18 protein-coding genes, 1 tRNA gene and 2 pseudogenes are annotated in these 22,617 nt (G+C 51.9%); 8 read left to right on the top strand and 13 right to left on the bottom strand.

Features of this window, described 5'->3' with window-relative positions; translation table 11 throughout:
- The first annotated feature begins 213 nt into the window (after positions 1 to 213).
- Positions 214 to 548 (top strand): annotated as a pseudogene (tnpB, locus tag GHO41_RS30640) (IS66 family insertion sequence element accessory protein TnpB).
- Positions 549 to 588: 40 nt separating this feature from the next.
- On the opposite strand, the gene GHO41_RS02660 reads toward tnpB (GHO41_RS30640), so the two are convergent.
- The 4 genes from GHO41_RS02660 to GHO41_RS02645 form a co-directional block, all read right to left on the bottom strand.
- Positions 589 to 954, bottom strand: coding sequence for an NIPSNAP family protein (locus GHO41_RS02660; protein WP_153432891.1), 366 nt, complete (start codon positions 952 to 954; stop codon positions 589 to 591).
- 54 nt (positions 955 to 1,008) lie between these two features.
- Positions 1,009 to 2,538 (bottom strand): IS66 family transposase, encoded by a 1,530-nt coding sequence (locus GHO41_RS02655; protein ID WP_153432890.1) that lies wholly within the window; start codon positions 2,536 to 2,538, stop codon positions 1,009 to 1,011.
- Between the two features lie 83 nt (positions 2,539 to 2,621).
- Positions 2,622 to 2,957 (bottom strand): IS66 family insertion sequence element accessory protein TnpB, encoded by a 336-nt coding sequence (tnpB, locus tag GHO41_RS30220; protein WP_178126459.1) that lies wholly within the window; start codon positions 2,955 to 2,957, stop codon positions 2,622 to 2,624.
- The gene (locus tag GHO41_RS02645) at positions 2,954 to 3,286 is read right to left on the bottom strand and encodes a transposase (protein WP_153432888.1); all 333 of its coding nucleotides are present in this window, start codon (positions 3,284 to 3,286) and stop codon (positions 2,954 to 2,956) included. Before GHO41_RS02645 ends, tnpB (GHO41_RS30220) begins: the two co-directional genes overlap by 4 nt.
- A gap of 643 nt (positions 3,287 to 3,929) precedes the next feature.
- On the opposite strand from GHO41_RS02645, the gene GHO41_RS02640 reads away from it, so the two are divergent.
- Entirely contained in the window at positions 3,930 to 4,259 is a 330-nt protein-coding gene (locus GHO41_RS02640) for a hypothetical protein (protein ID WP_137206393.1), read from the top strand.
- A gap of 140 nt (positions 4,260 to 4,399) precedes the next feature.
- Positions 4,400 to 4,732: pseudogene (locus tag GHO41_RS02635) on the top strand (JAB domain-containing protein); the annotation flags it as partial.
- 170 nt (positions 4,733 to 4,902) lie between these two features.
- On the opposite strand, the gene GHO41_RS02630 reads toward GHO41_RS02635, so the two are convergent.
- The 7 genes from GHO41_RS02630 to GHO41_RS02600 form a co-directional block, all read right to left on the bottom strand.
- Positions 4,903 to 7,923, bottom strand: coding sequence for a type III restriction-modification system endonuclease (locus GHO41_RS02630; protein ID WP_153432886.1), 3,021 nt, complete (start codon positions 7,921 to 7,923; stop codon positions 4,903 to 4,905).
- Between the two features lie 12 nt (positions 7,924 to 7,935).
- Positions 7,936 to 9,798, bottom strand: coding sequence for a site-specific DNA-methyltransferase (locus GHO41_RS02625; protein WP_153432885.1), 1,863 nt, complete (start codon positions 9,796 to 9,798; stop codon positions 7,936 to 7,938).
- Complete coding sequence (locus GHO41_RS02620) at positions 9,798 to 10,577, bottom strand: DUF4391 domain-containing protein (RefSeq protein ID WP_054920533.1); 780 nt, start codon at positions 10,575 to 10,577, stop codon at positions 9,798 to 9,800. Before GHO41_RS02620 ends, GHO41_RS02625 begins: the two co-directional genes overlap by 1 nt.
- A 15-nt stretch (positions 10,578 to 10,592) precedes the next feature.
- On the bottom strand, positions 10,593 to 13,802 hold the full coding sequence (locus GHO41_RS02615; protein ID WP_153432884.1) for a helicase-related protein: 3,210 nt from the start codon (positions 13,800 to 13,802) through the stop codon (positions 10,593 to 10,595).
- A 17-nt stretch (positions 13,803 to 13,819) separates the two neighbouring features.
- Positions 13,820 to 14,002, bottom strand: coding sequence for a helix-turn-helix domain-containing protein (locus GHO41_RS02610; protein ID WP_054920657.1), 183 nt, complete (start codon positions 14,000 to 14,002; stop codon positions 13,820 to 13,822).
- Positions 14,003 to 14,536: 534 nt separating this feature from the next.
- On the bottom strand, positions 14,537 to 15,124 hold the full coding sequence (locus tag GHO41_RS02605; RefSeq protein WP_305977928.1) for an inovirus-type Gp2 protein: 588 nt from the start codon (positions 15,122 to 15,124) through the stop codon (positions 14,537 to 14,539).
- A gap of 617 nt (positions 15,125 to 15,741) precedes the next feature.
- A complete protein-coding gene (locus tag GHO41_RS02600) occupies positions 15,742 to 15,930 on the bottom strand; it encodes an AlpA family transcriptional regulator (protein ID WP_105162734.1) in 189 nt (62 codons plus the stop codon).
- A 233-nt stretch (positions 15,931 to 16,163) separates the two neighbouring features.
- On the opposite strand from GHO41_RS02600, the gene GHO41_RS02595 reads away from it, so the two are divergent.
- On the top strand, positions 16,164 to 17,849 hold the full coding sequence (locus tag GHO41_RS02595) for a YfjI family protein (RefSeq protein WP_153432883.1): 1,686 nt from the start codon (positions 16,164 to 16,166) through the stop codon (positions 17,847 to 17,849).
- A gap of 632 nt (positions 17,850 to 18,481) precedes the next feature.
- Here GHO41_RS02595 and GHO41_RS02590 read toward each other — a convergent pair.
- Positions 18,482 to 18,571, bottom strand: a tRNA-Ser gene (locus GHO41_RS02590).
- 118 nt (positions 18,572 to 18,689) lie between these two features.
- Between GHO41_RS02590 and GHO41_RS02585 the strand changes: the two genes are divergently transcribed.
- From GHO41_RS02585 to GHO41_RS02570, 4 genes are all read left to right on the top strand, one after another.
- Positions 18,690 to 18,887, top strand: a complete 198-nt coding sequence (locus GHO41_RS02585) for a hypothetical protein (RefSeq protein ID WP_153432882.1) — start codon at positions 18,690 to 18,692, stop codon at positions 18,885 to 18,887.
- Positions 18,880 to 19,569, top strand: coding sequence for a crotonase/enoyl-CoA hydratase family protein (locus tag GHO41_RS02580; RefSeq protein WP_048387814.1), 690 nt, complete (start codon positions 18,880 to 18,882; stop codon positions 19,567 to 19,569). The genes GHO41_RS02585 and GHO41_RS02580 overlap by 8 nt, the downstream gene beginning before the upstream one ends.
- A gap of 218 nt (positions 19,570 to 19,787) precedes the next feature.
- Positions 19,788 to 20,570, top strand: a complete 783-nt coding sequence (locus GHO41_RS02575; RefSeq protein ID WP_048387816.1) for a 1-acyl-sn-glycerol-3-phosphate acyltransferase — start codon at positions 19,788 to 19,790, stop codon at positions 20,568 to 20,570.
- A gap of 83 nt (positions 20,571 to 20,653) precedes the next feature.
- On the top strand, positions 20,654 to 21,625 hold the full coding sequence (locus GHO41_RS02570) for a magnesium and cobalt transport protein CorA (protein ID WP_048368771.1): 972 nt from the start codon (positions 20,654 to 20,656) through the stop codon (positions 21,623 to 21,625).
- Positions 21,626 to 21,710: 85 nt separating this feature from the next.
- On the opposite strand, the gene GHO41_RS02565 is transcribed toward GHO41_RS02570, so the two are convergent.
- Entirely contained in the window at positions 21,711 to 22,439 is a 729-nt protein-coding gene (locus GHO41_RS02565; protein ID WP_048368772.1) for an amidotransferase, read from the bottom strand.
- Positions 22,440 to 22,617 lie beyond the last annotated feature (178 nt).

Genomic DNA, 22,617 nt, shown 5'->3' with positions numbered 1-22,617 from the left:
ATATAGAGCAGCAAAAGGCCATCACTTTAATCCGATATGGCTATGCGTCACCACCTCTACGAAGGTCTGCACCACCACCATCCATGGGAGCGGAAGATAGGCTGCTCAATGTTGCTAGAAAAAGCGTAACCGCTCCATGAACCCCACATTCAAAGCACCCGCGTGATCCCGGATGTTGTGCTCCCGATTTCTTTCTGGAGCCCGTTCGTCAAGATGCGCCCCGACGCAAAAGTCGAAAAAATCTATCTCTACACCAAGCCCGTCGACTTCCGAAAATCCATCGATGGCCTGGCTGCGCTCGTCGAGCGGGATATCAAAGTCGCCGTGTTCGACCCCGTGCTCTTCGTTTTCTCAACAAGCCGCGCAACCAAGTGAAGATCTTGTACTGGAAGCGCAATGGCTTCTGTCTTTTGCTCAAGCGTCTAGAGTCCGAGCGCTTCAAAACATCGCCCGATGTCACCGACGAGACGATTGTCCTCACTGTCCAGGAACCCAACTGGATACTCGACGGCTTTGATCGTAAGCGTCCGGCTAACACACCTTCCTGATCCCAGCGTTTAAGACTACGGGGTCTGTCTTTGCCGATGGCTACGCTGATTGAGCATCGGCTTTAGGTAGATCTACGGAAGCTCTGATTGCATCAATTACGTCTTGAGTGAGCGCCATAACTGTCGTTGTACTGACTTCAATCCGACTGATAATGTCTGCTCGCGGGCCCAGTTTCCAGGCAGCGCTTGCGTAAAAAATATCTTGAGATGCTAGGCGATGGCTCTCGCTTTCATAAGAGCGAATCAGGTGATAGCTGTCACAATCATGTAATGAGCCGCCATAAGAAACGACATCTATGCCAGCTTCTATGTGAAGCGGAACACTTACATTCTGCATTATTCGATGAAAATCCAATCCCGATCCTGGCTTTAAGGTGTACATCAGGATTTCAATAATTCGAGTCATTCCAAGTCTTCCATGTGGAGTTTCAACGTGAGCATCCATATATCCCAGCTTACGTTATTCGGCGGGAGTCCAGTTATGCGGCAGCAGCTCGGTAATCTCGCTCGCCCGCTGCGTCGGCAGGCGCGCTATAACATCCTTCAAGTAAGCATACGGATTATGCCCGTTGAGCCGTGCCGACTGGATCAAACTCATGATCGCAGCTGCGCGTTTACCGCTGCGTAACGAACCTGCAAACAGCCAGTTTGAGCGCCCAAGTGCCCACGGTCGGATTTGGTTCTCGCACCAATTATTGTCAATGGGCACAGCGCTGTCATCGAGATAGCGCGTCAGCGCTATCCAGCGTTTGAGGCTGTAATCCAGGGCCTTGGCGATGGCCGAGCCCTCGGGAACGAGCTGCCTTTGGGCCGTCATCCAGGTATGAAGTGCGTTGATGATTGGCGCTGCTTTTTCTCGTCGAATTCGCTGCCGGTCACCTGGCTCCAGTTCCCTAACTTCGCGTTCGACTTCGTACAACGCCGCGATGTAGTGCAGCGCTTTTTCGGCGATCAGGCTCTTGTTGGTCGCGTGCAAATCGAAGAACTTGCGGCGCGCATGAGCCATGCAGCCGATCTCCGTAACGCCCAGTTCGAAGCCTGCCTTGTAGCCAGCGAAGTCATCGCAGACCAGCTTGCCGTTCCAGTGGCCGAGGAAGTTTCGAGCATGTTCGCCAGCACGGCTCGGGCTGAAGTCGTAAACGACCGCAGCCAGATCCGAGAACTGGCTGGAGGCATAGGCCCAGACGTAAGCGCGATGAGTTTTCTTCGCGCCCGGCGTCAGCATTTGTACCGGAGTTTCGTCAGCGTGGACGACGCCGTGCGTCAGCACGGCTTCGCGCAGCGCATCAACCAGCGGCTGTAATTGCACGCCGCAGTTGCCCACCCACTGCGCCAAGGTCGAACGGGCGATGGGCAGCCCGGCGCGGCCGAAGATTTTCTCTTGGCGATAAAGCGGCAGATGGTCGGCGAACTTGGCCACCATGATGTGGGCCAGCAGGCCCGCTGTCGGGATGCCTTTGTCGATGACGTGCGCCGGTACCGACGCCTGTATCAGCGTTTCGCACTGTTCGCAGATCCACTTTCCACGGATGTGGCGCTCGACGGTGAACACGCCGGGCGTGTAGTCGAGCTTTTCGCTGGCATCTTCGCCGATGCGCTTGAGGGCGCAGCCGCACTGGCAGTGGCTGTTGTCCGGTTCGTGATGGATCAGTGTGCGAGGAAACTGCGGTGGCAGCGGTGCGCGCTTGGGTTGCTGGCGCACTTTGGCTTCGACAGGTACCGGTTGCAGCGCCTCAAGTTCGGCTTCGATAGCGGCGATATCCGTATCGATCAAGTCGTCGAGCAGGCTGGCTTGATCCGGGCTCAACTGCTCGCTGCGCTTGGCAAACTTGAAGCGTTTGAGCAGCGCGATCTCGTGGGCCAGTTTCTCGTTGACCGATTTGTGATGAGTGATTTGCTTGTCCATCGTCTCGACGCGCTGGATCAACTGCGCCGCCAAGGCACGCAGTTGTTCAGGGTTTAATTGATCGAGATTGGGATGCGAAGTCATGCCGCCGATTCTGCCAGAGAGGGCTGGTGGCGACGATAGACTGATGGGACAATTGCACTGGCAAGCGCGCCATGGCAGGCGAGTTAGAGCACCGTGATGGCTCCTCCGGAACCGACACGTTGCCAAGGCAAACCGAGAACCAAAACCTGAAGTTGCTCGGCATCCAACTCGACTTCAGAGCCGTGCCGCACGCCTGGCCAAAAGAAGCGTCCTTGATTCAAGCGCCGGGCGGCAAGCCAAATCCCCACACCGTCATGCACCAACACTTTCATACGATTGGCGCGGCGGTTGGCGAACAGATAAGCACAGTGCGGCTTCGCTGCACCGAACACCGCGACAACTCGCGCGAGCGCGGTTTCAGTACCGGCACGCATGTCCATGGGCTCGGTGGCGAGCCAGATGGTGTCGATGCGAATCATCGCAGCAGGTCTCGCAGGAAAGCGGAGCATGCCGCTGCATTTTCTGCCGGCCAACTCACCACGACTACGCCTTTTGAATGAGGCACTTCGATTCGAATCGTTGCCGGAAGAACTTGAGGTGCCGCTGTCGAAGGCAATGGCTTGACCGGAATAAAGGCAGTTTGCAGTGCCAGGTTTTTCTGCGCATGCACCCGAATCCATTTATGGACAAGGTTTGCATTGAGGTTGTGGGTCAAGGCGACATTGGCAATCGAGGTGTCAACCTGCGCACACTCGGCGATGACCTGGGCTTTAAAGGACTTGGAATATGAACGGCGTTCTTGTGGCATGGGCGTCCGCTTAAAAAGGCTAAAAATGGTGTGCACTTAAATTTAGGTGGACACCATCGCCTCAAGCGACGGTGTCAGGAAGGTGTGTTGCCCGGACGGTTACCTTTGATCTCTGGCGCAATCGACCTCATAAGGTTTTGACGCCGCGATTCGTGGCCTGATTCGGTGTGATCCGGGGCATGAATTCCGTGCCCGAAACCTCCCTGACGAGCTTCAATTGCTCAAGAAAATGCTTGGGAAGATGCAGTCGCGAGTCGGTTTTCTCGAGGCGCAGTCCGTCGGCTCCGAGATCCGTGGGGTTTATGGAGCGCTTACGAAAAAGCTGGCTGTTTGCACAGGACAACTTCTCAGGCACATACCTAGCCATTTGTGCTGATAAAGCAGCTAAAAAGTAGCAAAACACGTAAAAACCTGAGCTGTTTATAGACAGGTCACGGCCTGATGCTCAATGCGACCATTAACAGCGACATTCGCCCTATGAAATAGCTAAGTAAGCAGTTCCTCGATCGTTTTTTATATAGGAAACACCCACTAAATCCGCTCTGAACCTCATTCAAAAAAAATCAAACCTATATCACGTAAATGAACGCTCAACGAGAGCGCTCCCTTAACCCCTAACACGTGTGATAGTGAGGATTTTTGAATGTATACCCAATGTCCAAATTGTAAACCCAATCGCGTAACGACAATAAACGCTGGAAGAAAAACTGGTGGTGTTATTGGCTCTGTAGGCGGTGCAGCCAGTGGTGCTGCTGGCGCCTTATCTGGAGCAGAAGTAGGTGCTGCAATCGGGGTCCTCGGAGGACCTGTAGGGATTGCTGTCGGCAGCATCGCTGGAGCAATTCTCGGCGGATTATTTGGAGGCGCGGCAGGAGGTATTGCTGGAGCAGCGATCGGAGAACAAATTGATGAGAAGTTTTTAGATAACCACCAGCGCTTGCATTGCGGATACACATTCAGTGTTCGCAACTAGAAATAGACCAACTTCCGGATGAACCCGCACCTTCATTACTACAAATTTTTTATGCGTGCTGACTCACACCATGCACCTGCTATCAGGAGCTTATTAATGAAATACCATAAACTCAGAGCCGGAGAAAAAATCCGGCACTTACGTCATTGCAATACCATGACTACGAAGTCTTTGCTTTGCTACTGCTCGATACCCAGCACCGAGTAATTGCCTTTAGGGAGCTTTTTCGAGGCACGCTGGACAGCGCCAGCGTGTACCCAAGGGAGGTAGTCAAGACGGCCTTAGAGCGCAACGCAGCAGCCGTGCTATTGATCCACAACCATCCATCAAGAAATCCAGAACCAAGCCGGGCAGACCGCGAGCTGACCATCAAGTTAAAAGATGCCCTCAATATGGTGGGCACACGGACGCTTGATCATATCGTCGTGGCCTGTGAGGGCTGTGTATCACTGGCAGAGTTGGGTTACCTATAGCCTGCTTCTTCCGCCTGAAATGGTTACCCTCGGGTGAATCAGGGATAAACCACCAATGGGGACATCTCGCAAGTAGATCACTCAACCGTAAGTGGTTCACAAAAACACCTCAATCGAAATGCTTCGATTGAGGTGTTTGCATGAGTGTTTTCAGCAGATTTTTCTGAATGTTAGTCCTGATCAACGTGCGACATCATGCCATTGACATCAACCGCACGTATGTACTGTGCAGGGTTGTCGTCATTGGCGACTTCCTCAAAATGCCTTTCACCGCATTTTATTTTAGCACCCTCAACATGGCGCAGATCGCCCCACCATGTGCTGCCTTTGGTTTCTACCACGAAGTACAGTTTTTCCTGGCCTTCATCTTCGACGACCACCGCCCAGTCCGGGTTATAGGTGCCAAGTGGTGTTGGAATTTTGAACCAGGACGGCAGCTTCGCGTACACCTTTACGGCTTCATTTTTTTCCAAATCTTCGGCGAAGGTCTTCTCTACGCCTGCCGAGTCATAGACGACGTGTGTGTAGACTGACTTCTGCGCTTCCAAGGTATTCTTCAAATACCCTTTCAGCTCTTCCTGCTGGAAAAGCTCCTGCGCATAGAAGTGTTCATCGCCGATTTTGCTGTATTTGATACCATCGACCAGGGCCAATCGCTTGGTGCGGTTAATAGCCTCTGACGCGTAGTCGATGAACTGTTGCGGATTGCGGGCAAAATCTTGCAGACGATGGCTCTCTTTAAGGATTTTGACAATGCTGCCGCGGGTGAGCTGAGTCTTGTCCTGGAGGTCGGTGATAATGTCCGGAAGTTCGATGTCATTTTCATGAATAGTGGTGAAGCCGGATTTGAATGTCTCTTCTGATGTCACACCGCCCTTGCCAATCGCGATGTCAGCTTTCCGGAATTGCGCCCTAGTTTTGGTGATGGGCGGGCAGTCCAGAATAGCCCTTGCGCAATCGGTAATGAGCTTATCGTTGTTGAAGTCAACCCGGTATGTGGTCTTGTACTTGATGCGCTCCCAGAGCGCCTTGAATGCTTCGCTTTGAAGAACGGCCTCGCGGGTGCAAATAATTCTGCGGTCATCCGCATTTTTGATATCGAGCTTGCCTGCCAGTTTCTTAAGAATGCCCTGGATATCTTCTTCGGCTATCTCCGCCTTGCTGCCAAGATCAGCTTTGATATCGTCTGGTAGCTTAAAGCTGCCATCTTTCAGGGCCGTGCGAAGCGAGTCCTGAACCTTGCCTTTGGCATCAACAAAGCCCTCAGCTTTCAGGAATTTCCAAATCTTTTCAGATTGGCCCACGCCGAGTGGTGCCGCCTCGCCGTTATCGTCGATTATTAGCACCGTCGCAAACTGGTGAGACTCAACGATGCCGAAGCGGATGCCGGTATCTTCTTCAATTTCCTTCTGAAGATTTTCGGCAAACTCTTCATAGCTCTCAGTCGCAATGACTGTCAGCGTATTGATGTCAGACCCGCGCAAGCGCTGCCCGTCCTGGTTGACGCAAAGGCGCAAGCCTCGCCCGATTGTCTGACGGCGCTCTCGCTCCGAACCCATATCGCGCAATGCGCAAATCTGGAAGACGTTCGGGTTGTCCCAGCCTTCTTTCAGAGCAGAGTGAGAGAAGATGAATTTGAGCTTGGTATCGAAGCTCAACAGTTTCTCTTTCTCTTGCATAATCAGATTATAGGCACGCTCAGAGTTATCACGACCGGCCTGGTTATTTTCCGCAGTATTTACGAGCCTTTCCTTCTTATCGATGGAAAAATAACCGTTATGGACTTCGGAAGCATTTGTCTCTAGGTCAATTTCCTTGAAGAGGCTTTGGTAGTCGCTGGAGTTTGCGAGTTTGGTATATTCTTCTTCAAACATCGTGGCATATTTGCCTTTGACTGCTTGGCCATCTTCGTCGTACTGACGATAATGCTCAACGCTATCGATGAAGAACAGGCTTAAGACCTTGATAGGCTGCTTGTTGCCAGCAAAGGTCAGCTCCTTATCGAGATGCTCTTTGATTGTCCGGCGGATCATCAGACGCTTAATCTCATCAGGGCTAACGCCGCCTACGGCGTCACCAGGGCGCAGAGTCTCGTCGATTCCCGGTGCCTTGATCTGAATAGACTCGTTGTTCTTGCCGCAAGTGATCGTGCCAATCTGCATGTTTTCATAAATGGCACGATTAGCAATCTGCTCCAGATCGTCACCATCTTCAACTGTCAGTGTCTCGCGGCTGATTTTTTGCCCACGCTGCACATCGATTTCGATTTTTGCAGTGATCGAACCTTTACGGTTATGAGTGGATTCGAGCTTTATATAAGGCTTGTTGTTACCGCCCTCGATCTGGAGGGAGGCAACCTCAATCTGTTTGACCAGGCCCTGGTCATAAGCGTCAACCGCATCTAGACGATAAACCATGTGATGCTTATCGACATGCGTTGCCGAATAACGCAGTGTGCAAAGTGGGTTCATGGCGTCCAAAGCCTTTTTACCCTGCCCTTGCAGACCACCATCCACGCTTTGCGGTTCATCCACGATAATGATCGGGCTGGTGGCCTTTATCAGGTCTATGGGCTTTTCGCCGCCCGTATTTTCATGTTCTTTATAGAGATTATTGACTTCCTTTTTGTTGATAGCGCCAACAGTCGTCACCATGATCTGGATATTGGAACTGGTGGCGAAACTACGCACTTGCCCGGGCTTAGATGAGTCGTAGAGAAAATACTCGTAGCCTTTCGCTTTGGGATATAAATTCTCGAAATGGTCGCGCGTGATTTTAAGCGTTTTATTCGTGCCTTCTTTAATGGCAACAGAAGGCACGACAATTACAAACTTTGTAAAGCCGTAATTTTTATTCAGCTCAAATATCGTGCGCAGATAAACATAGGTTTTACCTGTGCCCGTTTCCATTTCTACCGTGAAGTCGCCACTGGCGAGGTTACCAGCAGGGCGTAAACCGTTAGCGAGCTGGATAGCATGTAAATTATCGAGAAGCTCTTCATCAACCAATTGCAGGCGATTACCAACACCAAGCTCATTTTCCGCCAGACCAAGTGAGGACTGTGGCCCAGATTCTGTACGATAGGTAACCGTGAATTCCGAGCGCGAGATTTCCTGCCCTTTAAAAAGGCTGACGACGGATTCTATTGCCGCCATCTGATAGTCAAGATTGTCTTCAAAATGCAGCTTCATCAGTGACACTCCTTACAAGCTGCGAACATGGGTAATGCCATTCTGTTCCAGAATGGCTGCCATGTTGGTCTTCGCTATGTCATCACTGAATGCACTGTCGCGGAAAAAGACATGCGTATCTGAGGACGGACTCAGCTCTCCGTACCATTTGAGAATTCCCTGGGCAATATTTTCAACATCGGCCTGGGTGATAGACTCATCAAGGCACGCGAACAATACACCGTAACCAATGCTGTAGACTTCTTTGCCGGATACATTCCTGCTTTCGATTGGCACAGCCAGATCGATGCCGCGCTTGATTAGAAGCTCATAAAGAACATCTTGCTCGGTACGCCCTTCAATCAAGTGCTCCTGATGAGAAAGTAGCGTCTGTTCGAGATCGGTACGATCCGGGTTCCATGCACGGATGTTGGAGCTTGAAAGTTTGAAAACTTTAAATCCTGCATTAGAGGGAGACTTATTAACCGAACAGCGCTTTAGCCTCTCTTTTGTGACATCCGAAATTTTTGACAGACCAAGCTTTCTGGCAGTAATACCATGAGGTTTGCTATCATCGATTTCTTCTGGTAACTGCACCAATATGAACCTAGACTGTTCGGTATCAAAAACAGCTGCGCCGGTAGTTCCAGAGCCCGCGAAAAAATCGAGAACAATATCTCCTGCGTTAACGCCAGATACTTTCATCATTCGCTTTATTAGCTCTGTAGGCTTTACCGTATCAAAAGGAACCTCACCTTCAAAGGTGGCTTTTAGCTCTTTTACGCCTGACCTGGTGGTTCCAGAGTCTTTTGCAAACCAAATTGTTTCTGGCGTACGCCCATCAAGGTCAGCGAGGTAGATTTTTCTGATAATTCTTGTTTCGTCTTCACTGAAGAATATCTCTCCCGTAGCAATTTTGCTACTAAGAGTCTCCTTACTCCATCGCCATCCGTTATCAGGAGGATTAATTATCTTTCCGGACGGAGTTGTAATTGGATACTTAAGATTTTTCCTATACAGAGCGTTTCTAACATCGCCCGTTCGCCAATCCCCCTTTGGATCATTATCTTGGTTTGAGTAAGCTTTATTGTCCTCGTCCGTTCTTTCAAGGGACATCAGCTCAAAGTCCTCCGACTTTCTATACATCAATATATGATTATGATGCACGGAAAATATTCCGGAGTAGCCTTTTGGCTGAACACTATGCTGCCAAATGATGTTGGTAATGAAATTCTCTTCGCCGAACACTTCATCGCAAAGCATTCTCAATCTCGGCGCTTCACTATCGTCAATGGATATAAATATTGCGCCATCGTTTTGCAGCAACGACTTTGATAGCTTTAATCTTGGATACATCATGTTGAGCCAATTGGTGTGAAATCGACCAGAGCCCTCAGTATTGCTGGACACTTTCAAGCCATCTCTGTCTTTCTGCCCAGTATACTGCAAATATGTATCTAGATTATCCTGAAAATTATCGGGATATATGAATTCATTTCCAGTGTTATATGGCGGATCAATAAATATCATTTTGACCTTGCCAGCATAGCTCTTTTGCAGGAGCTTCAACACCTCAAGATTATCGCCTTCAATAATTAGGTTTTTAGTCGTATCCCAATCGACACTTTCCTCCGGGCAAGGCAATAACGTGCCCGTCGATGGCGTTAGTGCAATCTGACGAGCCTTTTTCTTTCCGTGCCAACTAAGACCATACCTTTCTTCGCCTTCGTCAACAGCCCCGGCATCACCCAGAAGTTGTCGTAGCGTATCGAAATTCACCCCACCCTCTCCGAAGGCCTCAGGGAATATGCTTTTAAGCTGTTCAATATTTTCGTTGACGATGTTCGCGCTTTCACCGTCCTGTAGAGTAACCAAATCAATAGCGGGCTTGCTCATTAAATGCTCTCTCTAATTTTTTCAATTACGTCATTAATCTGTTTGATCTTGGTATTCAGCTCAACCTGTCGCCCCATCTGCCGTTCTTTCTTCAGCTTATTGGCGATCTCTGTCTTTTGCAGGGTGAGCCTTTCAAATTCGCGGAGCCGATCTAATCGGCCCTCGCGTGGTCTCGTACCTTCGCCTTCTGCTGCCCCACGCTCATAATGTCCGCTATGAGCAGCACAACTAATAGCTATGACACGCTCAGTAAGACTTTTATAGAAACTAAGGAAATTGGTGAAGGAAAAGCTGTTGATATTACAGTCTTCCAGAAAGGTTGCCTGCGTCGCTGTTGGCATGGCAAGGTCTATCCAATCCGTATAAAGGGGGTCTTCGACGACCCATTTTTCCTTGTCCGCCTGGTTGATGCGCTTGTCGGACAGGCTGAGGCAGATCTGGTTTTCATGGGTGAACAGCAGGATGAGCGGGTATGGGATCGACCGCTGCATGAAGGTCGCAATTCGCTTCAACCGTTTAGTCGATGTCAGATCCACCTGGAGAACTGCGATTTCAGAGAAGTCGCGCTCGCTATCAACATACGCAGCGACGTTGATCGTCGCGGCTTTTAGGGTGTAGAGCCAGCGGATCTTATCAACGTCGTCCTTCAGGGCCGTTTTATCGGCGATGTCCAGCACCCCGTTTTCAAGAAAGAGTTTCTTAAAAACGGGTTTGTTCAATTCACAGGATCTGGGAATTGAAAGATGGTCAATGAAGGCTTCCAGTGTACCTGGCGACATAGCGTTTCCTTTGCCTTACGGAGCGTCCGTGATGATGAGGTAGGTTACAACTGCAAAATCCTCAATGCCCTGGCTGCTGGTAGCGGTCAGTACCGTACCGCCTCTAGTAAAGAGGCTTTGTACGCCCTTCTCCTCGCTCTTGCCTGCAATGCTATCTACCGCGACTGCCAGCAGCTGCTGGTACTGTTCCATGTCGGAACCATTCCTTGTACGGTCGTTTACCTGCCCAGCAGCCTCCCCATCAATGGATGTTGCTGAGAGCCCCTGTTTCTTCAGAAGGTCGAGAACCTTCTTGTTTTGCGTGAAGTTGAGCTCGACAACGGCTTCATCCGAGACATAAACCAGGAAATATGGTGCCAAGGGGTAGTTTTCATCCACCTGGACGGCCCGATGACCATCCCTGATGCTCTTCAAGCAGAATATTACGCCGGGCTTGAGGCCATCCGCTTTGAGATTGGCATCTATGGTAACGGCGGCATAAAGGCCGTGAGGAGCCTGTGCCACCTTGTGCAAGCCCTTCTTCATGTAGCCTGAAAGATCCATGCGGAAGTCGTTCAGGGTTAAGTCCGTAATGGAGACGCCGCCCGCCATGTCTTCCAGATCGACCACGGCATCTTTGAGCTGCTGAAGCTGCGTGCGGCGATACTCCAGGTCGTTCATTTCCTGGGCGTTGGCGTCAATGACGTTTTCCTCTCCCGTAGCCGAGACGTCCAGAAGCATCATGCGGCCTGCCACCCTGGCTTCAAGATTGATGTACTCGTCTAGCTCCATATTTGGCCAGAAGTTTATGAGCTGAATTTTGGTGTTTTTCGAGCCCAGGCGGTCAACGCGGCCAAAACGCTGGATGATCCGTACAGGGTTCCAGTGAATATCGTAGTTGATGAGCGTGTCGCAGTCCTGAAGGTTTTGCCCCTCGCTGATGCAATCGGTGGCAATCAGTAGGTCAATCTCAGCCTTGGCATCGGGATCGATCTTTCCGCGCTCTTTCGATACAGGAGAGAAAGCCGTCAGGAGATTGTTCAGATCCGAGCCCGCTCCGGCCAGGGTCGTCTTGTTGGTGCCACCACCCGTGATGAGAGCGCTGTGGATTCCGAGCTCGTCCTGCGCCCAGCCGACAAGTTTGGCATAGAGATATTTCGCGGTATCGGCAAAGGCCGTGAAGACGATGACCTTCTTGTTTCCGGGGTTGAGAGGCTCCCGGACTTTTTTGGCAATGACCTCTTTAAGCTTTTCCAGCTTGGCATCGCGATGTTCGTCCACGGCTTGCGCGGATTCGACGATAGTGGTCAAGAAAATCCTGTCCGCCTCAAGCTCCTGCCTGAACCGGATGAGATCCATATCCTGGAGGAGGACGCGTGTTTTGTTGCCGATCATGAAGGGCTCAAGCTCAGGCGAATCCATTTCAAAATCGTGAATATCCTCGATATTCAAGGCTTCAATATCGCCGCTTTCATGGGCGTCAATCTTCCGTAACAACACTTCCACTTGTGCCAGAAGCTTTTGCGAGGTCAGCGTGAAAGAGTTGATTGAGCTTTCCATGCGCTTGAGCAGGTTTACCCGCATCAGGTGGATCAGGCTCTCCTCCCGGTCAACCTGTTTGAACATGCCCTTGCCGTCGCCAACAGCGTTGTCATAGCGACGGGCGTACTCATCCTTCTTATCGTTCCGGACGAATTTCATAGGCGAGTAGCCCGCCAGTGAAAGCCTGCGGATCGTCTTGTTTACTTCCTTCAGCGGCGGAAATTCGTGCGTTGAATCGAGATCGGCATAGATGTTCTGTGGTGGCAGTCGCACAGGGAACTCGCCGATATCTGCCGTGCCGTAGTATTTCTGAATATGCTTGCGGGAACGCGCAATGGTGACGATATCGAGCAGTTTGAAATAGTCGAAGCTCATCGTATCCAGCAAGGATGCCACACTGCGGTTTTCAGGCGGCTGCTTGACCCACTGGTTGAACTGCTTCTGCGCCAGGCGCAACGTGCTTTCCACATTCTTGATGCCGACATCGATAAAGGCATCGTCGCGCCCCTCGGTGATGAAGGCGACCTGATTTTTCAGGTCGTTCATGCGGTTGTTCACTGGCGTGGCGGAGAGCATCAGCACTCTGGTTTTCACGCCTGATTGGATGATGTCCTCCATCAGGCGGCTATAGCGGTTTTTGGTGCCTTTGGTGGGATTGTTGTTGCGGAAGTTATGCGACTCATCGATGACGATGAGGTCGTAATTTCCCCAGTTCAGGGTTTCGAGATTGATCTCGCCGGAACTGCCTTTCGTACGAGACAGGTCGGTATGGTTCAGGACGTCATAATTGAAGCGATCCTGCGCAAGAAGGTTGCGCTTGTCGTTGACGGTATAGATCGTCCAGTTATCCCGAAGCTTCTTCGGACACAGCACTAGCACACGGTCATTGCGCAGCTCGTAGTACTTGATAACGGCCAACGCTTCAAAGGTCTTACCCAGACCGACGCTGTCGGCGATGATGCAGCCGTTGTGCTTCTCCAGCTTGTCGATAGCACCCAGCACGCCGTCCTTTTGGAACTTGTAAAGCTTGTTCCAGACAAGGGTGTCCTTGAACCCAGTCTTTGTCTTAATAATGCTGTCTTCGTCGATATCATCGAGGAAGTCTTTAAAAATGTTGTAGAGCGTCAGGAAATAAATGAAGTCGCCCGGCTGGTCGGCGGCAATGAACTCCAGTTTCTCAAGGAGCTCGTCCTTGATGTCTCGGGCTTTAGGGGCATCTGCCCAGACAGAGTTAAACCAGGACAGTAGCTGCTTGGTCGTTTCTGGCTCGTTGATGCCGGTATTCATCAGCGGGGTATCGGACTGCACCTCTCCCAGCCCGGTGGGGGTGAAGGCAGAGCTGCCGTGAACGGCAAAACTGCCCTGGCTGCCGTCTTCAACAAGGAACATATTCTGGGCCGCGTTGGCTGACCGGACCTCGGCCTTGCTGGCGAGCCATTTGGCGCATTCCCTGGCGATGCGCTTCTGGTCGAGCTGGTTCACGAGACGCAGGTCGGCATCCAACCCGATGAGCGCCTGAAGAGATATGCTGTCCCAGCCAGACAGCAGCAATCTTGCGCCATCGATGCGGGAGAGCTCTTTCCTTAGGGCAGAAAAGCCGTAGATGGTGAACAGGCCTGAAAGCACGGATAGCTTCGACCCTGCGGCGAGGTTTTCACGCAGCGAGTTTCCTACATGGCCGTTATTTCTGTTGTCCAGTAACAAAGCTTGTCCACTCCAATTCAAATGCGACTTTTGGTCGTTTGCAGATCAATCCAGTCTTCGATGGAAACCTTTCGGAACCGCCAACTGCCCCCTACCTTGAAGCCCGGAATTTTTCCTTCAGCAGCAAGGCGGTAGGCCGTCTTTTCCGCCAGTTTGAGGTACTCGGCCACTTCCTTAAGAGTCATTATCTCTTCAGGCATATCATGCACCCCTGTCTTGATATTTGAGAGAATAGAGGAAAATCGGGGAATGACCAATGATGAATGTAAGCATTTTCGCCTCTTGGTTGGGCTCTCTGACGTGATGGCCATGGGAGGCATTTGAACTAACAGTCGAGTTTTCCAGCCTCCGCAAGTGCAACGACTGGCGCGAAAAGAACCTAGAGACACCATTCCTTTATGTGATCAAAACACCTAACTGCGTTTGTGAGAGCTGAATCGAGCTATCCAAACGCTACTTCACAATAAAATACCGCGTGTATCCGAATCTATTTGAGCGCCCTGAGTGGGATGTCATTACTGACGCAGAAACCCAGATGCGCGTCGAACAACGCACTGTCCATGAGGCTCATGAAGGCACAGGAGTGAATTTCTCTGTACAAGTCGGCGGCGGTAAATTCGCACCCAACATCCAGCTTACCTTCTAGCCCTTAACCTGCTGCCCGAGTACCACTTCGCGCAACGCATCGACCATCGGCTGCAACTGAACCCCAGCCGCCTACATATCAACGCCCCTTAGCACCGACTCCCTCCACATCCATGCTGACCATCACCAAAGACCTTCGTAGCGGACTTACACAGATAGCTAGAGCGGCGAAAGAACTCATCATGACCGAGATAGTCATGCCGAGCTAAGTGATGAGTAGCGTCCTTAGTAACATGTACGGCACCCAGCACATCATCCACCGGTAGACGAAGCGCGCTAGCCCAAGCCAATGTGAGACGGTTGTACATGTTCTTGCTCGTAGACTTGATATAGCCAAGCGAGCAGTAGGCGTCACGATTGAGAAACCCGATACAGTGGTAATGAGGCCGGCCGCCCTTCCCTACCTCTCTCACCCAAAATAGCCTCGCGCACGTGTCATGGGATGATCTACTGCGCATCCGTGCCCGCTCACGATCATGACTGATCTGCGCGTCCAGTGACGCCTTGAAGCGCTGTATCACCTGGTTAGTCATCGCATCATCAGGCAGCGGCTTCCCACAGGGCAGCCTCAAGTCAAATCTGAAGGCAAATACACGGGCGTAGTCAGACAGAGCGTATTGCAGAGTCTGGTACAGCTTTTCCAAGTACTGCTCAATGAAGGGGCCCTTGTCCAACATGAGCGGGTAACCATCGTAGGTACTTTCATGCCAGTAGCGCAGATTCGTATTACCAGGGATGCGTTTGGGTTTGAATGAAGGGGTCATGACGGTATGTCCTGTTTGTTAGGTCATACCTCAAGCCGATTGTGTTGTTTTTAACTGGAGGGATTCAGATTCCAGGGTCCCCTCTCAGCCGGCTGGTATCTCTAGATGCTGATTACCCTGTTGGGTATATAGGTTCCGAGTCACTGGATTAAAAAGGTTATAAGCGCTGTAGGAGTAGAGTTGTAGGAGCTATAAACATAATGGTTATAGGAGCTATAGCGTAGTACTGTTTTCCGAGGACTAGCCACCGGGCACGCACAGGTCTGACGGAATGAATTCGTCCACAAACACAGCATTCGCAGGCGTCTTCAAGGGGCGGTTTACTCTGGGGAAATATCAACTAGGCACCAACCAGACCAGCGCTGGACCTCAATTCAATTCAATTCAATGCAATGCAATGCAGGGCACGCAAGCATCGTTGACAGTCCCTTGGGGGGAGCTCCCAACTGCTAATCGGCATAAGTGCCATGACTGGCAGCTAGCCAGTCATGGCACTTATGCCCGGTAGTCAGCTCTCGCCAGACTGCAACTCATTCGGCCAGGTCGCGCTCCTCGATCCGAGCCAGAATCCAATCGTGTACCTCCTTCTCCACCCAACCAACGCTGCGCTCTCCCAGTGGTACCGGTTTCGGGAAGGTACATTCCGCGATGTATTTGTAGATGGTCGACCGTGCCAGGCCGGTGGAGTCGGTGACTTGCTTCAGTCGGATGATTCGCATGAGCGGGCTCCTCTGTATGGCTCAGAGGAATGGCTGGGTTAGTAAAAAATGACTCACACCGGGCTCCTGCACCTACTTCGCTGAGGCAGCTTCCCGCACCTAAAACGCATAACCTGCGTGACTCAAAGACAACGCGAGCTCAGGGTCGCGTCGTCGTTTATTCAATAATAGAGAGTGGAATTATTAATTTCGTCTGCTATTGTCGCTATAAATAGCGGATATAGCAGATAAAAGTGAATTCGATTGATGTTGAAATTCCCACCATGATTGAAACCTATTCAGATGCCTCGCAGGACATTTGGCCGAGTTTCCGTGAAAACAGCTTGTTGGACGGGGCGGTGAGAGAGGCTGCCCGAGAACTGCAGGTTCACCGAGAGATGGCGATAATGTGCGCCTTCGGCGCTATGGCAACAGCCTGTCAGGGGCACGTGGATGTCGAAATGCCCACCGGGCATAAAGTGCCGACCTCACTCATGCTGTTGACCATTGCTGATTCCGGTGAGCGGAAGACCACGACGCAGAATTACTTCTTCAAGGCCATCAACGCGCGAAATGATTCGGCGTATAAGGCCAACAATGAAGCCCTGGCGGAGCACAAGGTCAAACACCATCTCTGGGGCACGCATAAACGCCATTTAGAGCGCACCTACAGCAAGTGCGCCTCTCAACAAGACGAACCCGCAACGCTCGCCGCTCGGGATGCTGTCGCCGAACACGTCAGGACTGAACCGCAACCTGAGCGCTCGGGCAAATTTCTCTACGAAGACACGACCCCACAAGCGCTAGTGCAAATGCTCTATGAAAACTCGCCGAACGGTTGCCTGCTGACCAGCGAAGCCAGCAGTATTTTTAGTGGCAAAGCCCTGGGCGAACTAGACAAACTCAACACCCTCTGGGATGGCAACAGCGTGATCGTTGATCGCGTCTCAAGAGCAGGATTTATTCTCCAAAATGCCCGACTCACACTGGCGCTCATGGCGCAGCCGAGCGTGATAGCACGTTTCATGGGCAAACGCGGTGAGGAAGCCCGTGGCACGGGATTCCTCGCTCGCTTCTTGGTCGTCAAACCGCGTCAAATGGCGGGTCAACGCAGTCCGGTCAAACTATCTGCACTGCCGCGCCAACAGGCATTCAATACCCGCATCCACGAACGACTGACCACCCCCGTTAAGACTGACCGCCAGGTATTGCGCTTTTCGGAGTCAGCAGCAGAATTCTGGCTTCAGTGCAGTCGAGGCCTCGAACAGCAGATGCAAGAGAACGGCCTCTACTATTACCTCAAGGATCACGCCTCCAAGTTGCTCGAAAACACCAGCCGCCTGGCGGCCATCCTACATACGTTCGAGCGCGAGCTGGACAACGACATCGAGATTGAAGAATCCACCCTGCAGTTTTGTTGGAAGTTCGCACAGATTTGCTCAAAACACTTCATCGACCATCTGGCTAATGAGCCGCAACTTGTTACAGATGCCAATAATTTAGTGCACTACTTGTTGCAAACGGCTTACAAAGAGTCCCGTACAGAAAAAGAGCCGAGAACTGCACGCAAACATGAAATCAACCCAATCAGCGGTTCCGCTAATATGCCTCGACCTAACGATTTGAAGCCGGGGGCAAAAACTCAATTCACATTGACACAGGTAAAACAGTACGGCCCCAGCACTCTGAGAGGCCGCGCCAGTGCCGAGCGACTCGAGGCGACGATTAAGTTGTTAATCCAGCTCGGGCATGTCGACAAGGTAGGAAGCTACTATCGTTTTCAGGAAACCATTTTGCTCAAACGAAAACCTGAAGTTAAGAACGGCGAAATTATCACCATCAAAGAGTTACCGCTGTTCAGTGAGCAAGAGTATTGGGAACCTGAGCGGCGCCGCGGGTTGGTAAATACATCAGGCTACTTCATAAAAATCCGAATGTAGCTGCCAAGCGGGAAAAGCGCAAAGGCAATTAACATCAACCACTCACAGCATCGATGAAATTTTTACACATATACGATACGTTATAACATATTGTATCGGAATTATCACGATAGCGTGATTGATTTAGTCCGCTTATAACCAGACAGATCTAACCAAACTAGGCCGAGGCAAATTAAGTAACTGAGGAAAATCACAAAATCGACGGCACGCCCAAGATAGGACTCTCGAATATTATTGGACTGGTGAGCCATATGAGTGACGCATGGAGAGGCCTGGTGAGGGCTCATCGACGATGCGCGCCAGCCACCCTTGAATCGCGACGAGATAGACGCACGTCGAAAGGCCGAAGACGGATGAAGACGCTAAGGATGCAACTCAACCTCATTGCGTTTAAATATGACTGCTAGAGAAAGGTGAATCTGGCTTGAAGCTACAACACGTGCGGAAAGGACTCCCTGCAACTTGAATCGATGCAAATGCCGCACGTCGCATGATGCGATAGACTCGCAGCGGAACTATCGACAGGCTTCCGAGGAAAGAAATGCCTCGAAATCCAGATGGGGGAACAGATGGGGGAACAAAATAACCAGATACAAAAAAGCCCCGTAAAAACGGGGCTTTTCAGTAAAATATGGCGGTGAAGGAGAGATTCGAACTCTCGATACAATTTCTTGTATACACACTTTCCAGGCGTGCTCCTTAAGCCACTCGGACACTTCACCGTATCTCTTCAAACATGTTCTGTCTGTCGAGGCGCGCTAATGTAGTCGAAAGCTTTCGATATGACAAATGTTTTTTTCAGAATTTTCATGCGCTTACGGGTTTTGCTGGTTTTTTGGCATGAGCGGACCCGGCGATTCTGCCATTTTCAAGCCTTGGCACCGCAGCGCCAGCACGCTGAAGCTCAGGCACGCTGGCGTCTATATAGAAGGTGCCGGGCTTTTGGCTGACTGGTCAGTCAGTCACGGCGCTTTACCTGTGCCGTGGGGCTGGGTAACGTCTGACTCACTTAAATACAAGGAATTGCGCCATGAGTGACTTGATTGCTTATCACCTGGAAGACGGTATCGCGACGCTGACGCTGAGCAATGGCAAGGTGAATGCTATTTCCCCGCAGGTGATCACTGCCTTTAACGCGGCGCTGGACCAGGCTGAGCTGGATCGTGCAGTGGTGATTATCACTGGCCAGCCGGGGATTCTGTCGGGCGGTTATGACTTGAAGGTGATGACGTCCGGTCCTGAGCAGGCGATTGAGTTGGTCAGGCAGGGCTCGACGTTGGCGCGTCGCTTGTTGGCGCACCCGTTCCCGGTGGTGGTTGCGTGCCCGGGGCATGCGGTGGCTAAAGGCGCATTCTTGCTGCTGTCGGTGGATTACCGGGTTGGCGTAGAAGGCCCGTTCAGTATTGGCCTGAACGAGGTGCAAATCGGCATGACCATGCACCACGCCGGTATCGAGCTGGCCCGCGACCGCTTGCGCAAGTCGGCTTTCCATCGCTCGGTGATCAACGGAGAGATGTTTAACCCGATTTCCGCAGTCGATGCAGGCTTCCTGGACCAGGTGGTCAAGCCTGAAGAGCTGCACGCCACGGCGCTCGAAGTGGCTCGCCAGTTGAAGAAGATCAATATGAAGGCGCACAAGAACACCAAACTTAAAGTGCGCAAAGAACTCCTGGAAACCCTCGACAAGGCAATCGAGCTGGATCAACACCACGCGCTCTGACCTTATCGCTTGATCGGCATCCCGATTGCACTGAGCAGTCGGGATGCCTCCCTCCCCCGCGTCTCATCTTTGTATCGTCAGCACCTCTGGCTGGCACTTATCAGCCTTTGTTGAAACATATGCTTAAACATCAGCAATCTCCTGCGTGTATCGGGGTAATTGCCGTTTACAGTGCACGTCCGTACACTGCGCCACCTTTTGTTTTGATGAGCCTGTAAATGCTACTTTCGTTTCGCATGGTGTTGATGAGTGTGCATTTTGTGGTTGCGGGTGTTCTCGGCGTGCTGCTGGGCATGTGCCGCCCTTTCAATCCTGATAACAGTCGGCTGTGCGCGCGGCTGTATGCGTGGCCTTCAAAATGGATTTTGGGCTACAAGCTCAAGACTGAAGTCGGCCCGTTGATGGACAAGCCACAAAGCTGCGTGGTCATCGCCAATCATCAATCCAACTACGATCTGTTTGTGTTCGGCAACGTCGTGCCGCGCCGTACGGTGTGTATTGGTAAAAAGAGCCTGAAATGGGTTCCGCTATTCGGCCAGTTGTTCTGGTTGGCGGGTAATGTGCTGATCGACCGGGGCAACGCGCAAAAAGCACGCAAATCAATGCTGACCACGACACGCACCTTGCAGGAAAAAGACACGTCGATCTGGGTCTTCCCGGAAGGCACGCGCAACCTGGGCAAGTCGTTGCTGCCGTTCAAAAAGGGCGCGTTCCTGATGGCGATTACTGCCGGAGTACCGATTGTGCCGGTGTGCGTCAGTACGTACAGCCAGCACCTCAAGCTCAACCGCTGGCACAGTGCCGATATTCTGATCCGTTCTTTGCCTGCCATTCCTACGGCGGGCTTGACCCAAGATGACCTGCCACGGCTGATGGAGCAGTGCCGCGAGCAGATGCTCGCCTGCATCGAGGCCATGGACCGCGAGCTGCTGGCCCAGCATAAGCTGCCTCAGCCTGCACTCCCCGCCCGCAAAACAACGGCGTCTAACCCGAACGTCTGAACGTTTGTCACGTCAAAGTGGTTGATTGCACGCTAAGCTGCACCTTCGTGCCATAACCCTTTGATGAAGAAGCGATTAGAACTATGGGGAGAGTTGTTGCTGCTGCGGTGTACAGCGAAGGCAAAAAGGTCACCGATATTACGCTGGATGAAGGTAGCGACTGGGCTGCAAAGCCCGGCCACTTCGTCTGGATCGGCCTGGAGCAGCCCAACGCACAAGAGCTGAGCAATTTGCAGCGTCAGTTCAATCTGCATGAACTGGCCATCGAAGACGCCTTGGAGCAACACAGCCGGCCAAAGCTCGAAACCTTTGGCGACGCACTGTTTATCGTCACGTACTCGCCGATTCGCCATGAAGGCAAATTAGAGTTCGTTGAAACGCATATCTTTGCCGGCAATGGCTACATCATTACCAGCCGCAATGGCCATTCCGCCTCATACCGCTCTGTGCGCCAACGCTGCGAGGCCCGCCCGCTGCTGCTGGAGCACGGCGAAGATTTTGTGCTGTATGCCTTGCTGGACTTTGTGACCGAGAGCTATCAGCCCGTCAGTGAAGCCATTCACGCCGAGATCGAGCAGCTCGAACGCACGATCATGGGCAATACACTAAATGAAGCCGATATCGTCAAACTTCATGATTTGCGCCGTGATGTGCTGCGATTGCGGCGCTATGTGGCGCCCATGGTTGAAGTCAGCGAAGAGCTTCAGCGCCTCGACTTCCCGTTTATCGACAAGAACATGCGCCCGTATTTTCGCGATGTGCAAATTCACGTCACCCGGCAAATGGAAGACCTCACCACCCTGCGCGACATCGCCAGCCAAACCATTGAAATTGTGGTGCTGCTGGAATCGTCACGGCAAAGCATCGTGCAGCGCAAATTCGCCGCCTGGGCAGCCATCTTGGCGTTCCCTACGGCGGTGGCGGGCATTTACGGGATGAACTTTCAGAACATGCCGGAGCTGACCTGGCATTACGGCTATTTCGGCGTGCTGGGGTTTATTGCGGTGGGCGTGACGGGTCTGTGGACGAGCTTCAAGCGTTCGGGTTGGTTGTAGAGATCGAACTGTAGGAGCGAGCTTGCCTCGCGAGCTTTTAGAAGATCAAAAGATCGCGAGGCGAGCTCGCTCCTACAGTGCGGTGTTAGAGCGCTTTAGCTTCAGGTTTGTTCGCCACAAAACGCATCATCCACTCGGCAACGGTCTTGCCATGGTGATCGTGTTCGAGGCTGGCGATGCCTTTGTTGTAAACCTGTTCGCCCAAATGCTCCTGGCGCAGGTCGAGCAAGGCCCGGGAATAGTCGTGAATGAACTCAGGGTGGCCCTGGAAGCACAGCACTTGGTCATTGATGTGGTAAGCCGCAAACGGGCAGAACTCGCTGGAGGCCACCACTGTGGCGTTTTCCGGCAAGGCGGTGACTTGATCCTGATGGCTGATCAACAGTGTCAGGTCTTCAACCACAGGGCTCATCCACGGTGCCTTGGCTGCCAATGTGTATTGATGGGTGCCCACGCCCCAGCCTTTGGTCGCCCGCTCACTCTTGCCACCCAGCAGTAGAGCCAGCAATTGGTGGCCAAAGCAGACACCCAACAGCTTGTCACCCCGCTCATAGCGCGTCAGCAGGTACTCTTTAAGGGTTTGAATCCAGGGATCAGTGCCAAAGGAATCGGCCTTGCTGCCGGTCACCAGGTAGGCGTCGAACACTTCATCATCCGACGGGTATTCGCCATTCACCACGTTGTAGATGGTGAACTCTGCAGGAATGGGCTGCTGGGAGAACAGGCGCTTGAACATCTGCCCGTAGCCTTGATAGTGATCAATAAATTCAGGACGCAGGATGTCCGTTTCCAAAATGCAGATGCGTAGCGACATAAAAATACCTGGCACGATAAAGGCGAAAATAATGACGACAACTCGCTAGAGCCTGCCCTGAAACAGCAATTGATGGCAAGTACTGCGCGTACTGAAACCTTGGACAATCACCCACCGCTCGTAATGAGCAGGCAAAATAAGCTCCCGGACGAACGGTAGGTGACTAATGATTTTAAAC

This window comes from Pseudomonas sp. FSL R10-0399 (assembly GCF_009600165.1).
Taxonomy (GTDB): Bacteria; Pseudomonadota; Gammaproteobacteria; order Pseudomonadales; family Pseudomonadaceae; genus Aquipseudomonas; species Aquipseudomonas helleri.
This window is presented reverse-complemented; position numbering and strand designations above follow the sequence as displayed.

What these genes read in the sequence shown, in the direction of transcription:
- GHO41_RS02660 (WP_153432891.1), bottom strand. Translation starts at nt 954, where the DNA reads ATGACTCGAATTATTGAAATCCTGATGTACACCTTAAAGCCAGGATCG.
- GHO41_RS02585 (WP_153432882.1), top strand. Translation starts at nt 18,690, where the DNA reads ATGAGCGGACCCGGCGATTCTGCCATTTTCAAGCCTTGGCACCGCAGC.
- GHO41_RS02610 (WP_054920657.1), bottom strand. Translation starts at nt 14,002, where the DNA reads ATGCCTGAAGAGATAATGACTCTTAAGGAAGTGGCCGAGTACCTCAAA.
- GHO41_RS02580 (WP_048387814.1), top strand. Translation starts at nt 18,880, where the DNA reads ATGAGTGACTTGATTGCTTATCACCTGGAAGACGGTATCGCGACGCTG.
- GHO41_RS02645 (WP_153432888.1), bottom strand. Translation starts at nt 3,286, where the DNA reads ATGCCACAAGAACGCCGTTCATATTCCAAGTCCTTTAAAGCCCAGGTC.
- GHO41_RS02630 (WP_153432886.1), bottom strand. Translation starts at nt 7,923, where the DNA reads ATGAAGCTGCATTTTGAAGACAATCTTGACTATCAGATGGCGGCAATA.
- GHO41_RS02570 (WP_048368771.1), top strand. Translation starts at nt 20,654, where the DNA reads ATGGGGAGAGTTGTTGCTGCTGCGGTGTACAGCGAAGGCAAAAAGGTC.
- GHO41_RS02640 (WP_137206393.1), top strand. Translation starts at nt 3,930, where the DNA reads ATGTATACCCAATGTCCAAATTGTAAACCCAATCGCGTAACGACAATA.
- GHO41_RS02625 (WP_153432885.1), bottom strand. Translation starts at nt 9,798, where the DNA reads ATGAGCAAGCCCGCTATTGATTTGGTTACTCTACAGGACGGTGAAAGC.
- GHO41_RS02565 (WP_048368772.1), bottom strand. Translation starts at nt 22,439, where the DNA reads ATGTCGCTACGCATCTGCATTTTGGAAACGGACATCCTGCGTCCTGAA.
- tnpB (WP_178126459.1), bottom strand. Translation starts at nt 2,957, where the DNA reads ATGATTCGCATCGACACCATCTGGCTCGCCACCGAGCCCATGGACATG.
- GHO41_RS02605 (WP_305977928.1), bottom strand. Translation starts at nt 15,124, where the DNA reads ATGTTGGACAAGGGCCCCTTCATTGAGCAGTACTTGGAAAAGCTGTAC.
- GHO41_RS02620 (WP_054920533.1), bottom strand. Translation starts at nt 10,577, where the DNA reads ATGTCGCCAGGTACACTGGAAGCCTTCATTGACCATCTTTCAATTCCC.
- GHO41_RS02600 (WP_105162734.1), bottom strand. Translation starts at nt 15,930, where the DNA reads ATGCGAATCATCCGACTGAAGCAAGTCACCGACTCCACCGGCCTGGCA.
- GHO41_RS02575 (WP_048387816.1), top strand. Translation starts at nt 19,788, where the DNA reads ATGCTACTTTCGTTTCGCATGGTGTTGATGAGTGTGCATTTTGTGGTT.
- GHO41_RS02655 (WP_153432890.1), bottom strand. Translation starts at nt 2,538, where the DNA reads ATGACTTCGCATCCCAATCTCGATCAATTAAACCCTGAACAACTGCGT.